Below are 13,459 nucleotides of genomic sequence, written 5' to 3' on the forward strand. Positions count from 1 at the left end.
TTGTCGGGGGAACCTTTGCATCACGATATTTCTCTGATCACCACCATATCCGTCGCGTTGGGACTGGCGCTGGTGCTTGGTTTTGTGGCTGCGCGCCTGCGTTTACCGGCACTGCTCGGCTACATGATCGCGGGGGTGGTCATCGGTCCGGGTACCCCGGGGTTTGTTGCCGATATGGCGCTGGCACAACAGCTGGCGGAAATCGGCGTGATCCTGCTGATGTTTGGCGTTGGCCTGCACTTTTCCCTGTCGGACCTGATGGCGGTGCGGCGCATTGCCATTGTTGGCGCACTGGCACAGATTGCCGTGGCCACTCTGCTCGGGTTCAGCGTCGCGCGCTGGTGGGGCTGGGACATCGGCGCCAGCCTTGTGTTCGGGCTGGCGCTGTCGGTTGCCAGTACCGTGGTACTGCTGCGGGGGCTGGAGGCGCGCGGCCTGCTGGACAGCGCCAACGGGCGCATCGCCGTCGGCTGGCTGGTGGTGGAAGATCTGGTGATGGTGTTCGTGCTGGTGATACTGCCGGCGCTAGCGGGCTGGCTGGGCGGTAGGCCGGTCGATGCCGGGGGCGACGCCGAAGCTGGCGGTCTCGCGCTCGCCGTCGCGATTACGCTCGGTAAGGTCGCGGTTTTCGTGGCGCTGATGCTGGCGGGTGGTCGGCGGCTGTTTCCCTGGTTGCTGTGGCAAGTGGCGCGCACCGGGTCGCGCGAGCTGTTTACCCTGGCGGTGGTCGCCACGGCCATGGGGATTGCCTATATCGCCTCCATTATCTTTGGGGTGTCGTTTGCGCTGGGCGCCTTTTTCGCGGGTATGGTGCTGCGTGAATCGGCGCTGAGCCATCGCGCCGCGGAGGAATCGCTGCCGCTGCGGGATGCCTTCGCGGTACTGTTTTTCGTGTCCGTGGGTATGCTGTTCGACCCGGGCATGCTGGTGGAGTCGCCGGCGAAGGTGCTGGCGGTGGTGGCCATCATCGTGTTCGGCAAGACCATCGCGGCCTTCGCACTGGTGCTGCTGTTCCGCTATCCGCTTAACACCGCGCTTACGGTATCTGCGAGCCTGGCACAGATCGGCGAGTTCTCATTTATTCTCGCCGCCCTTGGCATATCCCTTGGGCTGCTTTCTGCCGAGGGGCAGAACCTGATTCTCGCTGGCGCACTGATTTCTATTGCGCTGAACCCGCTGCTGTTCAATGCGCTAGAGCCACTGCAGCGCTGGATTCGCGGGCGCTCGTCACTGGCGCGGTTTATGGAGCGCTCTTCGGACCCGCTGGCGGAGCTGCCTATGTCCACGGACCTGCGCAGGCTGACCGGGCATGCGGTGGTGGTCGGTTACGGCGAAGTGGGCTCGCGGGTGGCCGGCGCACTGACGCAGAGCGGTATCTCGGTAGTGGTGGCGGAACAGAACCGCGAACTGGTGGAACAGCTGCGTGCGCGCGGCCTGGCTGCGGTTTCCGGCGATGCGGCGGAGCCAGAGGTGCTGATTCAGGCCCATGTGGCGCGTGCACGCCTGCTGATAGTCACCATCGCCGACACCCTGCGCACCCGGCGGATGATGGAGACCGCCCGCCTGCTGAAACCGGATATCCAGATACTGGCGCGGGCCAGTGGCGACGAGGATGCGCGAATGCTCACCCGCGACGGCGCCGCGCAGGTATTCGTGCGCGAGCAGGAGTTGGCGCGGGGAATCAGCAACAGCGCTATCGAACTGCTCGCGGCTCGCGACGCCACGCAAGACCAGCACTGATTCGGCGCGGCTGCGTTCCCGAGACGCTTGGTCCACCGGCGGGTGCCGGTTAGCATATGGCGAACGTCTGATATCCACAGGCGCCAAATAATAATAGAGAGCAGTAACCCGTGATGAGTACCCGAGGTATTTCCTTCCATCATCCCTTTGCCTTCTGGTTGGGATGCGCCGGCATTACCGCCGGTGTATTGGCACATATCCCCATGTTCATGCACGCCGCGCACATGAACTATCACATGGCGGGTATGCCCATGGACACCACCATGCTGGTGGGGATGGGGTTGATTCCGCTCGGGCTTGTGCTGGCCACATACGGTCTGATGCCGCGTATGTCCGATTTGGCGAGCCCTGGCGACGTACAGTTTCATGTGGCCGATCGCCTCCCGCTCAACCGCGAACACTGGAAGCTGGTGTTGGTACTGGTGGTGACGGTGGCGGTGGATGTGATGAAACCTGCAACCCTGGGCTTCGTCATGCCGGGGATGACGGAAGAGTACGAGATCACCTCCAAAAGTGCCGGCACCCTCGCGCTGGTAGCGCTGACAGGAACCACCTTGGGTTCGGTGATGTGGGGCCTGGTGGCGGACCGTTTTGGCCGCCGCGCGGCAGTGTTGCTGGGAGCGCTGATGTTCATCGGTACCGCCATCTGTGGCGCCATGCCGTCGTTCGAGTGGAACCTCATCATGTGCTTCCTGATGGGCTTGTCTGCCGGCGGCCTGCTGCCGATTACCTTTGCTCTGATGGCGGAAACTATTCCCGCCGCACACCGTGGCTGGCTGCTGGTGGCGCTGGGCGGTGTGGGTACCGCAGGCGGCTACCTGCTCGCCTCCGGGGCTGCGGCCCTGCTGGAACCCATGTTTAGCTGGCGTATCCTGTGGATGCTTGGCCTGCCCACCGGCCTGCTGGTCATTTTTCTCAACCGCTATATTCCCGAGTCTCCCCGCTACCTGGCCGGGCGCGGTATGGCGGGTGAGGCGCGCGCGGTATTGGCGAGATTTGCCGGACAGGGCGGGCAACGGGGCTCCGCGGTTTCTGCTGACGTCGTTGAAGAGACCGTGCCGGCGCAGGCGCCAGGCGGGATAAGGCAGTTGCTAAGTGGTTCCTACGGGGCGATCACTCTGGGGCTTGTTGCCGCGGGACTCGCCTGGGGGCTGGTTAACTTTGGCTTCCTGTTGTGGCTGCCCACCAACCTGCGGGAACTGGGCATTGCGGAGAACGCCGATGCGCTGCTGGCGCGCTCCGCCACCATCGCACTGCCCGGCGTATTGCTGGTGATCTGGCTCTACCACCGCTGGAGCAGTATTTACACCCTGGCGACCTTTATTGCCTTCACCGCCATCGCGCTGCTCGCATTCAGTCTGTGTCTGTGGTTCGGTTTCCACGCCCTATGGACCATCGCGGCGGTGACTGCACTGCTGCTGGTCAGCGCCAGCGGCGTCATCGCCATGTTGATTCCCTACGCGGCGGAGATCTACCCGGTGCATTTGCGGGGCACTGGTGCGGGGTTGGTTGCGGCGAGCTCCAAGGCCGGTGGCATCCTCGGCGCTGGGGTGGGTGTGCTTGGATTGTTTGAAAATATGGCGCTGGCCGCGCTGGTGATTGCCCTGCCGCTGTTGGCGGCGGCCGCCGGCCTGTGGCGCAATGGCATCGATACCCGCGGGTTGCGCCTGGAAGACATCGGGCAGCTACTGGCAATGCGCAAACGCCGCACCGGCGCGCGCTTGGAAAGCGGCACCGGCGCGGAAGAGGCCTCCGCCTGAAGGCGGAGATTACGGTCTTCGTCCCCGCACCAGTCGCAGAATTAGCAGGATTACAGCAATAATAAGCAGTATGTGCAGGAAGCCACCCATGGTATAGGAGCTCACCAGCCCCAGTAACCAGAGCACAACCAGAATAACGATAATTGTCTCGAGCATATCAGCCACCTCATTCGGGTTGCCCGTGGAGGCTCGGGAAGAGAGCCCACTACATTGGTGGAACAGTAGTCTGCCGTCCAGCGCACCACCAGCAAAACTGTTCCACATTTCGATTGGGTCTAAGTCCGCGCAGAACTATTTTGAACAAGACTAAAGTGAACAAAATGGGACTGGCGCGCTCTTATTATCCTGAGCCGGTGCGATGGCATCGCATAGGACAAAATCGCCAACAGAGAGACGGCCCATGCTGATCAAGACACCCGCCCGCAGTGACCTCAGTGAAGCGCAGACCACTCCCGAGACGGCTTACGTCTCCCGCCGCAGCGTTATCCGCGGGCTCGGCGCTGGGCTCGGTGGGCTTTTAATGTCTGGCGGCGCTGTCGGCATGAACCTGTTTGGCAGCGATAAACAGGCGTCGGGCAGCGCACCGCGCAAACCGCTGCAATTTTCCCCGCAAAAGCCGGCGCCGGATCTGGTGCTTACACCGGAAGCAAAGGTTACCAACCACAACAACTTCTATGAGTTCGGCACCGGCAAGACCGATCCCGCCGAGAACAGCCAGGGCTTAAAAATCGAACCCTGGACCCTGACCGTGGAAGGGGAGGTGGAAAAACCGGGTACCGTGGATGTGTGGAAACTGATGAGCGACATCGGCCTGGAGGAGCGCATCTACCGCATGCGCTGCGTGGAAGCCTGGTCCATGGTCATCCCCTGGGCCGGCTTCGAACTGGGAAAATTCCTGCAGCGCTTCCAGCCCACCAGCCGCGCCAAATACGTCGCCTTCCAGACACTCTTCGATCCGGAGCAGATGCCCGGCCAGCGCAACCGCTATATCGGTGGGGGTGTGGACTATCCGTATGTGGAGGGGCTGCGCATGGACGAAGCGATGCACCCACTCACCATCCTGTCCGTCGGCCTCTATGGCAAAACCCTGCCACCCCAGAACGGCGCGCCGATCCGCTTGGTGGTGCCGTGGAAGTATGGCTTCAAGGGCATCAAGTCCATTGTCAAAATCCAACTGGTGGAAAAAATGCCTCCCACCAGCTGGAACAAACTCGCTCCCAATGAATACGGCTTCTACGCCAACGTCAACCCGGATGTCGATCACCCGCGCTGGTCCCAGGCCAGTGAGCGCTATATCGGCCCCGGCGGCCTGTTCTCGGTCAAGCGCCAGGAAACCCTTCCGTTTAATGGCTACGGAGATGAAGTGGCTTCGCTCTACAAAAACATGGATCTGAGGAAGTTCTATTGATGGCGGCGAGCTGGAAAAAGAACGCAGCGATCCTGTTGCAGATCGGCGTACATCTGGGCGCACTGGCGCCACTGCTGTGGCTGTTCTTTGCCATCAGCGACGGCCGCCTCGGCGGCGATCCGGTAAAGGAACTGATCCACTACCTGGGTATGGGCACCATCCGCCTGCTGTTGCTCACACTGCTGGTTTCACCACTGGCGAAATCCCTGCACTTCGGCCAACTCAACCGCCTGCGCCGACCGCTGGGCCTTTGGTGCTTTACCTGGGCAACCCTGCATTTCAGCGCCTGGCTGGCACTGGACCTCGGCCTCGACTGGTCATTGATTGGCGAGGAGTTGGTCAAGCGCACTTATATCCTGCTGGGGTTTTCTGCGTGGGTAATTCTGTTCGCGCTGGCAGTTACCTCGATACCGGCCGTGCTCCGGAAAATGGGGCGCAATTGGAAAAAACTGCACGGGCTTTTGTATGTGGTGGTGTTGCTCGCCTGCTGGCATTTCTGGTGGTCGGTGAAAAGTGGCTGGATTGAGCCGGCGATTTATTTTGCCGTTGCGCTTTTGTTGTTGGTTTGGCGGCGGGATTCCGTTGGCCGCTGGGTGAGGTCTTTGCGTAACTGAGAGTTGGGAAAGTTTCGCAGCGGGTGCAGTGGCGGTACTGCCACCGGGGATCTGTTCGCGAGACACGCCGTAGACCCGTCCCTGGGGGCTCTTCTAAAACATCCCTGTTTTAGAAGGTCTCGCGAACAGATCCCCGGCGTCAGCACCTTCAGCCCAACCATTGCGGCCCGAACAAAACGCATTGGATTCGAAGTGCAGAAGTTTGAATTGAAGGCCAAGTGCCGGGTACGGGTTTTCAGGAGCGTCGCAAACAGGATGTTTGCGCCGCAGCGCCCAGGGATGGGTTCACAGCGGTCCTGAAAACCCGTACCCGGCACTTGGCCGCCAGCGCGCCAGCTTCAAAACCCAAACAAATGCGGTATCAGCGACCCACCACTCCCCCGTCTTTACGGCGAATCGCCAACACCGAAGGACGAGGCGGCAATCCGGGATCATTGTCCGGCCACCGGTGCAGTGGATTATCAAACGTAGAGTTATCGGCATCCGCCGGATGTTGCACCGAAACAAATAAAGTCGTCCCGTCCGGAGTAAATTCCGGTCCGCAAATCTCGCCACCCTGCGGGCAGCCAAAAAAGTGCTTCGGCGCCGCGCGCAATTCGCCCTCGGTCGCCATCGCCCAAAGTCCATCGTGGAAACCGAAACTCTCACACCCGTCGGTCGCAATCCACATATTGCCGCGCATATCGAACGCCACATTGTCCGGATTCGTAAACCAACCGTGAGGGGAAATGGCACCCGGAACCTGCTGGCCGTAAGCCCCGCGCTCCGCCGGGTCCTCCGCATTCGGATTGCCCCCGAGCAAAAACGTATTCCAGCGGAACGAATCACTTACATGATCCCGCTCCCCACTGCGCCCCGGCGGCACAATCTCCAGCACATGCCCCGCTGAATTGCGCGCGCGCGGGTTCGCTGCATTCTCATCACCCTCCGCACGCTTCCTGTTCTTCGTCAGCATCACATAAGTGCAATCGTTCACCGGATTCGTCTCTACGTCTTCCGGCCGGTCCATCGGCGTCGCACCGATCAGTTTCGCTGCGCGCCGGCAATCGATCAGCACATCCGCCTGATTGCGAAAACCGTTTTCCTCAGTGAGCGGTCCCTGCCCGAACACCAGCGGCAACCACACCCCGGCCCCTCCCTCGCGGAACTGCCCGGCATACAGCGTGCCCTCGGTCAGCAGTGCGCGGTTGTGCGCCTGTTCTCCCGGGCGATAGATACCGCTGGAAACAAACCGGTACACAAACTGGTGTTCGTCGTCGTCGCCGCCATAGGCCACGATGGGCTGACCGGGTTTGCTCACCAGAGTGAAACCCTCGTGTTCGAAGCGGCCGAGGCCGGTCAGTTTGCGCGGTTTGGATTGGGGATCGTAGGGATCGTATTCCACCATCCAGCCGAAACGGTTGGGCTCGTGTGGTTCCACCGAGATGTCGAAGCGGCGGTCGTAGTTGCCCCAGTTGCGGTTTTCCGGCGAGATACCGAAAGCCTGGTGATTCTGTGCTTCCACCTCGTCCGCCACCTTGTTTGGGTCGCCCTGGAAAGCGCCGCCGAAACCTTCCTCCGCAATCAGCACCGTACCCCAGGGGGTTTTGCCACCGGCACAGTTGCCGACGGTACCAAATACCCGCATGCCGCTCGGGTCCTCATTGGTCCGCAGGCGGGTGTCGCCGGCGGCGGCGCCGACGATATCCATTTCCGTAGTGAGCGAAATACGGCGGTTATAGGGGCTACCCAGCACGGGCTGCCAGCCCCCACTGGTCTTCTCGATTTCCACCACGCTGTGGCCGCAGGCCTGCTGTTCCACCGCGATGTGCTGGTCGCTGGTGCCGCGAATGGAAGCGGCCTCGCTGTAACCGGCAAACATCAGGTGCGGTTGGGTGTATTCGTGATTGACACACAGCAGGCCGCGTTCGCTGTTGCTGCTTCGGCAGTGTCGGTCGCCCTCGCCGGGGCCGGCGTCGGGGTCCAGCGGCATGAACGCAATAAAGTCGTTGTTATAGCCGAAGCGGCGCGACTGCTCGGTGGCATCGAGCTTTTCCGGTACGAAGCGGTCGGCAAAGGCATCCAGCGGATCGCCCCAGCGCAACAGCAGGTCGGCGGTGTAATCGTCGGGAAGATGATGGCGGTGATCCAGGCGGTGGGGAATTTCCGCAAAACCCAGGTTGGTCTGTTCTTTTCCGATGCGCGGGCCGCAGCCGGGTATCAAGCTTGCGCCGGCGGTGGCGATGCCGACGGCGCCCACTGCCTTGAACATGGAGCGGCGGCGGGGATTTTCTGGTTCCGTGAGCGGGTTCTGTGGGTTGTCTGTCATGAATTGTTCACCTGACTGCAATATTTGCGGCCGCACTGGCGTGCACCAGTAGCTGTGGAAACGTCGTCTGCGGTCCGCTTCAAGATGCACCAAGGTTAGCGGGGCAATATGACAAATTTAAAAAAAACGTAACCAAATTTTCATATCTCAAGACTAGCCTGCGCCCCATCAAAATAACCGCCAACGTTACAAAGGACGGGGAACATGACTAAGTCTGTATTCAATTTGAGCATGGTTGCGCCACTGGCGGCGGCCATCATCAGCGTCAATGCCGGTGCGCAAACTTCCGCTGAAATGACCGCTATGGCTGGCACTGGCGCGGTGGAAGAAATCGTGGTGACCGGTACCAACGTGTACCGCGACCGCACCGACGATATCAACCCGACGCTGTCGTTCAACCTCGACTTCTTCCAGCGCTTCGAGCCGTTGACCGTGGGTGAAATGTTGAAGCGCACGCCCGGCGTTACCTTCACTTCCGACGTACTGGAGTACGATGCGGTGCAGCTGCGCGGCATGAACGCGGAATACACCGAAGTATTGATCAACGGCCGCCCGATTCCAGGGCAGGGTGCGGACCGCACCTTCTTTGTGGACCGTATCCCCTCCGAGCTGGTGGAGCGCATTGAAATCATCCGCTCCCCGTCTGCCGATATGACCTCCCAGGGCGTGGCCGGAACGCTGAACGTGATCCTGAAAGACGGCGCCAAGCTCGACGGTATCACCACCCGTCTCGGCAGCACCTACTATGCCGACAGCGAGGAGTTCCGCAATATCGGGTCCGCCGCTATCGCCCAGGCGGGCGAGAGCTACGACTTCTGGCTGGGCGCGAATATTCAGGAACGCTACAACCCCAAGCGAAAGGTGGAAGAGTACTTTGACGACGAGGAACTTGAAGGTTTCGCGTTTGAAAACGACACCCGCGACGGTCGCGACAGCTCCCTGAATGGCTCCGTAGGCTTCCAGCTGGACGAGCTGTCTGAGCTGCGTTTCAACGGCTACTACGTGTTCACCGACCGTGAGGAAAATGAGGTGGTCACCGAGTACGAAGGTACCGCGGTGAGCCGTACCGAGGGCGATCTGGTCAAAATCGAGACCCAGGAAGAGCAGATCGACCAGACCAGCTGGGGCATCGACGGCCTCTACACCACCAGCCTAGCCGGTGGCGAGCTTGAACTTTCCGCAGCGCTGTCGCGCTTCAAGGAAGACACCGTTAACTTTGAAACCGAGGAAGAGTTTGAAGACGGCATCTCCCAGGGTGTGGAAGATGGCGACGAAACCCTCGCGATCGAAGACGAGAACTACGCGCTGGAAGGCAGCTATACCGTGAATTGGGGCGAGACCGAGCTGAAAACCGGCCTGTCCTACGGCGTGAGTGAGCGCAGCGGCCTGCAAACCGGTCTGTTTGATGTGGATGCGGACATCGAGGAAACCCGCATCGCCCCCTACACCAAGCTGACCTATGCCCTCGCCGACAACCTGAGTGTGGAAGGCGGCCTGCGCTACGATATCTACGAGCGCGAAGTTTCCAACGAAGACGGTCGCGGCAAGCACGACAGCAACGAACTGCTGCCGTCCATCAGCCTGCGCTGGGATATGGACGGTGAAAACCGCATCACCGCGTCCGTCGCGCGCACCCTGCGTCGCCCGGAGTTTGATCTGGTTTCCCCATTCGAGGAAGAGGAAACTCCGGATGACGAAGATGTCACCATCGGCAATCCGGATCTGGAATCCGAGCTGGCCTGGGGCTTCGACCTCGGTTACGAGCACCGCCTGCCGGGCCGCGGCATCGTTGGCGTGAACGTCTTCTACCGCGACATCGACGATGTCATCGAACTGACCGATACCGGAATCGACACCGAAGCCGGCGGCGCACTGTTCATGCCGATGAATATCGGCAGCGGCACCTCCCGCGGCGTCGAGTTCGACATTTCTATGCCGCTCGCGTTCATGGGGCTGGAAAACACCGGTTTCTACGCCAACTACGCGTACCTCGATTCCGAGATCAAGGACCCGTTCACTGGCGACACCCGCACTTTCCGCAACCAGCCGGATTCCGTGTACAACATCAGCCTGACCCAGGACCTGCCGGGCTTCGGCGGCGCCGGTATCTCTTATCAGAAGCGCAGCGAGTCGCTCGCCACCGAGTTTGAAGAGTATGTGGTCACCGAGTACGACGGCAACCTGGAAATGTTTGTGGAGTGGAATGTCACCGAAAAATCCGTCCTGCGCTTCAGTGGCACCAACCTGCTGGACCAGGAGAAAGTGGAGCACATCCGCGATTACGGAGAGCCGGTCAACGAGATTCAGATCGAAGAAAGCAGCCCGACCTACACCGTAACCTGGCGCTCCGCGTTCTAAGGAACGTTCGCTCCAACGGGCAGAAAGCCCGCTGCCGGTCACGCCCGGCGGTGGGCTATCTGCTATTTTTTTACATGGAATTCCACCGTCATCTGTTTGCCACAGTTTCGTCATCCGCGCGGCGTAAAGTTGCCGGAACCGCTGTCGAAACCCCGGTCAAACCCGCAATCAATGAAAGAATTATGGCGCGTAAATACTTGCTTAAAACTGCTGTCGCACTGGCCATCGCCGGTCTTGTCAGCGCCTGTGGCCCCCGAATCGAACAGGCCGCATCCAGTCCCAAACCCATCGCCCCGCAACAGGAGCTGGCGCTGACCAATGTGGTCTCCAGCCAGTTGGCACCACTTACCATGGGCAGTACCGACTACCTGCTGCTGGCCAGCGAGGCGCGCGGTCTGGTGCTGGTGGACGCAAAGGGTACGGAAAAGCTCGCGCTGGACGGTGGCACCGTGGAGCGTTTTGCGCTGCACCAGCTGGCGGACGACAACTGGCTGATTGCCCTTTACGACGAAGACAGCGGCCAGTTGCAGCTGCGTCAGTTGGACCTGGAAGAGGGGAGTCCGCGCATCCGCTATCTCGGCGCCATGGCCACCACCTCGCCGCAGGTGGCCATGTGCTTCTCCCGCCAGGCCGACCGCACCCACTTGTTTGCCATCGACGAAAACGGTCTCGGGCACGAATACGTGGTGCACCCGCGCGAGCAGGCGTGGGAATTTACCGGTGTGCGCCCGCTCTACTTTGGTGAACAGGTTTCTTCCTGTGTGGTGGACGACCGCAGTGGCAAGCTGCTGGTGGCACAGCCGCCGCTCGGTATCTGGAGCCTGAATGCGGATGCGGAAATGGACGAGGCGCGCGAAGTGTTCGCCGCTTCCGGTGAACTGGCGGCGGACGATTTCGGCGGCCTGTGGCTGGATGGTGCCAGCGGCAACCTGTGGCTGACCGCCGGTGACAAGGTGTATGCCTACAATATCAACAATCCGCGCCAGGGGCCGCAGTTCGTCACCGCGCTGGCGGATCTGGAGCCGGTCTCCGCGGCGATTCAACAGGGCGTATTGTTGGCGCTGGAAGAAGAGAGCGACAGAGTGCTGCAGTTTGCGGTCAAGCTGCCGGAGCCGGCGGCGGAGATGCAGACCTTCCGCGGCCCGGTGGAAATCCCGCGGGTGCGCGCCAGTGGGCAGACCGCGCCGGTGAGTTCCGGCGGTGACGCTGCCGACGACCCGGCCATCTGGGTCAACCCGGTCAACCCGTCTGCGAGCCTGATTCTCGGCACCGACAAGAAAAGCGGCCTTAGCGTGTACAACCTGAACGGCGAACTGATCGAGCACTTCCCCGTCGGGCGCGTCAACAATGTCGACCTGCGCCCGATGCAGCACGGCAAGTATGTCGCCATCGCTGCCGCCAGTAACCGCACCGATCCCGGTGTCAGCCTGTTCGGCATCTCCGCGGACGGCAAGGTGGACGACCTGGGGCTGCGCAACCTGGACATGGGCGACCCCTACGGTCTGTGTGTCTATCGCCGCGGCGCCGACCTGATGGCCTTTGTTTCGGACAAGGATGGTGCGGTGCAGTTGCTGCAGATCGTTCCGGGCGAGGGCAATGTGGACTGGCGCTTGCAGAAAGTGGCGCAACTCGAAGTGGATAGCCAGGTGGAAGGTTGTGTGGTGGATGACGAGACACAGATGCTGTTCTTCGGCGAGGAAGACGCGGGTATCTGGCGCCTCGATATCGCCGCGTTCCTCGCCAGCGGCGTCCGGCCGCAGCTGATTGCACAGGTGGATGGCGAGCGGCTGGCTGCGGATGTGGAAGGCATGGGTCTGTACCATGCGGGCGACAGGAGCTACCTGGTGGTGTCGAGCCAGGGTAATAACAGCTACGCCCTGTTCAGCCGCGATGGCAGCGAGTTTGTCGGCCACTTCAAGGTGGATATCAATCTGGACAAGAGCCTAGACGGCAGCTCGGAAACCGACGGTCTGGAAGTGTCCAGTGCGTCTTTCGGCAGCCAGTACCCCCAGGGGCTGCTTGTGGTTCAGGACGGCCGCAACCGCATGCCGAGTCAGACCCAGAACTTCAAGTTGGTGTCCTGGGCGGATATCGCGGAGAAACTCCAGCTGAAATAGTCTGTACCTGGAAACCAGCCCTGCCGGGGTGGAGTAATCCCCGGTAAATCTATGCGAAAATCCGCCGGATTCTTTTGATCCGGCGGATTTTTTATGCAGCGAATTGCCTCTCCCCTCATTCCCGAGTGCTCGTTTTCCCGCATCGCCTTCGGCCTGTGGCGCCTGACGGACTGGAATTATTCCCCGCGCGAGCGAGCGAACCTGTTCGAGCAGATGCTCGATCTGGGGGTGACCACGTTTGATCTGGCGGATATTTACGGGGATTACCGCTGCGAACAGTTTTTTGGTGAGGGGCTAAAACTGCAGCCTGAGTTGCGCGCGCGCATGGAGATCGTGAGCAAGTGCAGTATCCGCCTCGCGGGTGCGGCCTCCGGCGCGCGTATCAATCACTACGACACCGATGCTGCGCACGTGCGCAAATCCGTTGAAACCAGTCTGCGGGATATGGGCATTGAGCAGATGGATCTGCTGTTGCTGCACCGCCCGGATCCGCTGATGGATGCGGATGCACTGGCGGCAGTCTTGGAGCAACTGGTGGCGGAGGGCAAGGTAAAACATCTGGGCGTTTCGAATTTCCTGCCGCACCAGACCGATCTGTTGCAGTCGCGCCTGTCATTGCCTCTGGTGGCCAACCAGATCGAGGTTTCCCTGCTGCATTCCCAGCCGATGTTCGACGGCCAGCTGGATCACTGCCAGCAGCACAGAGTCATTCCCATGGCTTGGTCGCCGTTCGCCGGTGGTCGTTTGTTTGCCGGGGATGATGCCGACTCGGTGCGTGTGCGGAAATGTCTTCAGCAGCTGTGCGAAGCGCGCGGCTTGAATGCGGATGACGGCGTCATGCAGCTGGCGCTGGCGTGGTTGCTGAGGCATCCATCGCACATGGTGCCGGTGCTGGGGAGTGGTAACCCTGCGCGTTTGGTAGCGGCGTTGGCAGCGTTGGAAATGGAATTGGATCGGGAAGAGTGGTTTGAGCTGCTGCGTGCGGGGCGTGGGCGGGATGTGGATTGATTGGGTTCCAGTGGTATCCATTTTTCGTTAGTCCGGTGGCGGCGCTGCCGCCGGGGATCTGTTCGCGAGACACGCCGTGAACCCGTCCATGGGGGCTCTTCCGCGAGGTCCCTCTCGCGGAAGGTCTCGCGAACAGATCCCCGGCG

The 13,459-nt window shown here is 61.0% G+C and carries 9 protein-coding genes; 7 read left to right on the plus strand and 2 right to left on the minus strand.

Features of this window, described 5'->3' with window-relative positions:
* The first annotated feature begins 15 nt into the window (after window positions 1-15).
* Together ybaL and GNX18_RS17835 are read left to right on the plus strand one after the other, a co-directional pair.
* Window positions 16-1,740, plus strand: coding sequence for a YbaL family putative K(+) efflux transporter (gene ybaL / locus GNX18_RS17830; RefSeq protein ID WP_166219897.1), 1,725 nt, complete (start codon window positions 16-18; stop codon window positions 1,738-1,740).
* 113 nt (window positions 1,741-1,853) lie between these two features.
* Window positions 1,854-3,500 (plus strand): MFS transporter, encoded by a 1,647-nt coding sequence (locus GNX18_RS17835; RefSeq protein ID WP_166220763.1) that lies wholly within the window; start codon window positions 1,854-1,856, stop codon window positions 3,498-3,500.
* A 9-nt stretch (window positions 3,501-3,509) separates the two neighbouring features.
* On the opposite strand, the gene GNX18_RS17840 is transcribed toward GNX18_RS17835, so the two are convergent.
* The gene (locus GNX18_RS17840) at window positions 3,510-3,656 is read right to left on the minus strand and encodes a lmo0937 family membrane protein (protein ID WP_138236966.1); all 147 of its coding nucleotides are present in this window, start codon (window positions 3,654-3,656) and stop codon (window positions 3,510-3,512) included.
* A 244-nt stretch (window positions 3,657-3,900) separates the two neighbouring features.
* On the opposite strand from GNX18_RS17840, the gene msrP reads away from it, so the two are divergent.
* Both msrP and msrQ read left to right on the plus strand, forming a co-directional pair.
* Window positions 3,901-4,908 (plus strand): protein-methionine-sulfoxide reductase catalytic subunit MsrP, encoded by a 1,008-nt coding sequence (msrP, locus tag GNX18_RS17845; protein WP_166219899.1) that lies wholly within the window; start codon window positions 3,901-3,903, stop codon window positions 4,906-4,908.
* Window positions 4,908-5,522 (plus strand): protein-methionine-sulfoxide reductase heme-binding subunit MsrQ, encoded by a 615-nt coding sequence (gene msrQ / locus GNX18_RS17850; RefSeq protein WP_166219901.1) that lies wholly within the window; start codon window positions 4,908-4,910, stop codon window positions 5,520-5,522. Before msrP ends, msrQ begins: the two co-directional genes overlap by 1 nt.
* Before the next feature lie 361 nt (window positions 5,523-5,883).
* Here msrQ and GNX18_RS17855 read toward each other — a convergent pair whose 3' ends face one another.
* Window positions 5,884-7,830, minus strand: coding sequence for a PhoX family phosphatase (locus tag GNX18_RS17855; protein ID WP_166219903.1), 1,947 nt, complete (start codon window positions 7,828-7,830; stop codon window positions 5,884-5,886).
* A 204-nt stretch (window positions 7,831-8,034) separates the two neighbouring features.
* Here GNX18_RS17855 and GNX18_RS17860 point away from each other — a divergent pair, with 204 nt between their 5' ends.
* The 3 genes from GNX18_RS17860 to GNX18_RS17870 all read left to right on the plus strand — a co-directional run bounded on the left by GNX18_RS17860 (window position 8,035) and on the right by GNX18_RS17870 (window position 13,313).
* Window positions 8,035-10,188 (plus strand): TonB-dependent siderophore receptor, encoded by a 2,154-nt coding sequence (locus GNX18_RS17860; protein WP_166219905.1) that lies wholly within the window; start codon window positions 8,035-8,037, stop codon window positions 10,186-10,188.
* Window positions 10,189-10,370: 182 nt separating this feature from the next.
* A complete protein-coding gene (locus GNX18_RS17865) occupies window positions 10,371-12,305 on the plus strand; it encodes a phytase (protein WP_166219907.1) in 1,935 nt (644 codons plus the stop codon).
* Window positions 12,306-12,398: 93 nt separating this feature from the next.
* Window positions 12,399-13,313: an aldo/keto reductase family oxidoreductase gene (locus GNX18_RS17870; RefSeq protein ID WP_166219909.1), complete on the plus strand. Its 915-nt coding sequence runs from the start codon at window positions 12,399-12,401 to the stop codon at window positions 13,311-13,313.
* The last annotated feature ends 146 nt before the right edge of the window (window positions 13,314-13,459 follow it).

The organism is Microbulbifer sp. SH-1, from assembly GCF_011326135.1.
Lineage (GTDB): Bacteria > Pseudomonadota > Gammaproteobacteria > Pseudomonadales > Cellvibrionaceae > Microbulbifer > Microbulbifer harenosus.

Excerpts from the sequence above, each read along its gene's own strand:
- GNX18_RS17835 (WP_166220763.1), top strand. The coding sequence starts at position 1,854 with ATGAGTACCCGAGGTATTTCCTTCCATCATCCCTTTGCCTTCTGGTTG.
- GNX18_RS17840 (WP_138236966.1), bottom strand. The coding sequence starts at position 3,656 with ATGCTCGAGACAATTATCGTTATTCTGGTTGTGCTCTGGTTACTGGGG.
- msrP (WP_166219899.1), top strand. The coding sequence starts at position 3,901 with ATGCTGATCAAGACACCCGCCCGCAGTGACCTCAGTGAAGCGCAGACC.
- msrQ (WP_166219901.1), top strand. The coding sequence starts at position 4,908 with ATGGCGGCGAGCTGGAAAAAGAACGCAGCGATCCTGTTGCAGATCGGC.
- GNX18_RS17855 (WP_166219903.1), bottom strand. The coding sequence starts at position 7,830 with ATGACAGACAACCCACAGAACCCGCTCACGGAACCAGAAAATCCCCGC.
- GNX18_RS17860 (WP_166219905.1), top strand. The coding sequence starts at position 8,035 with ATGACTAAGTCTGTATTCAATTTGAGCATGGTTGCGCCACTGGCGGCG.
- GNX18_RS17865 (WP_166219907.1), top strand. The coding sequence starts at position 10,371 with ATGGCGCGTAAATACTTGCTTAAAACTGCTGTCGCACTGGCCATCGCC.
- GNX18_RS17870 (WP_166219909.1), top strand. The coding sequence starts at position 12,399 with ATGCAGCGAATTGCCTCTCCCCTCATTCCCGAGTGCTCGTTTTCCCGC.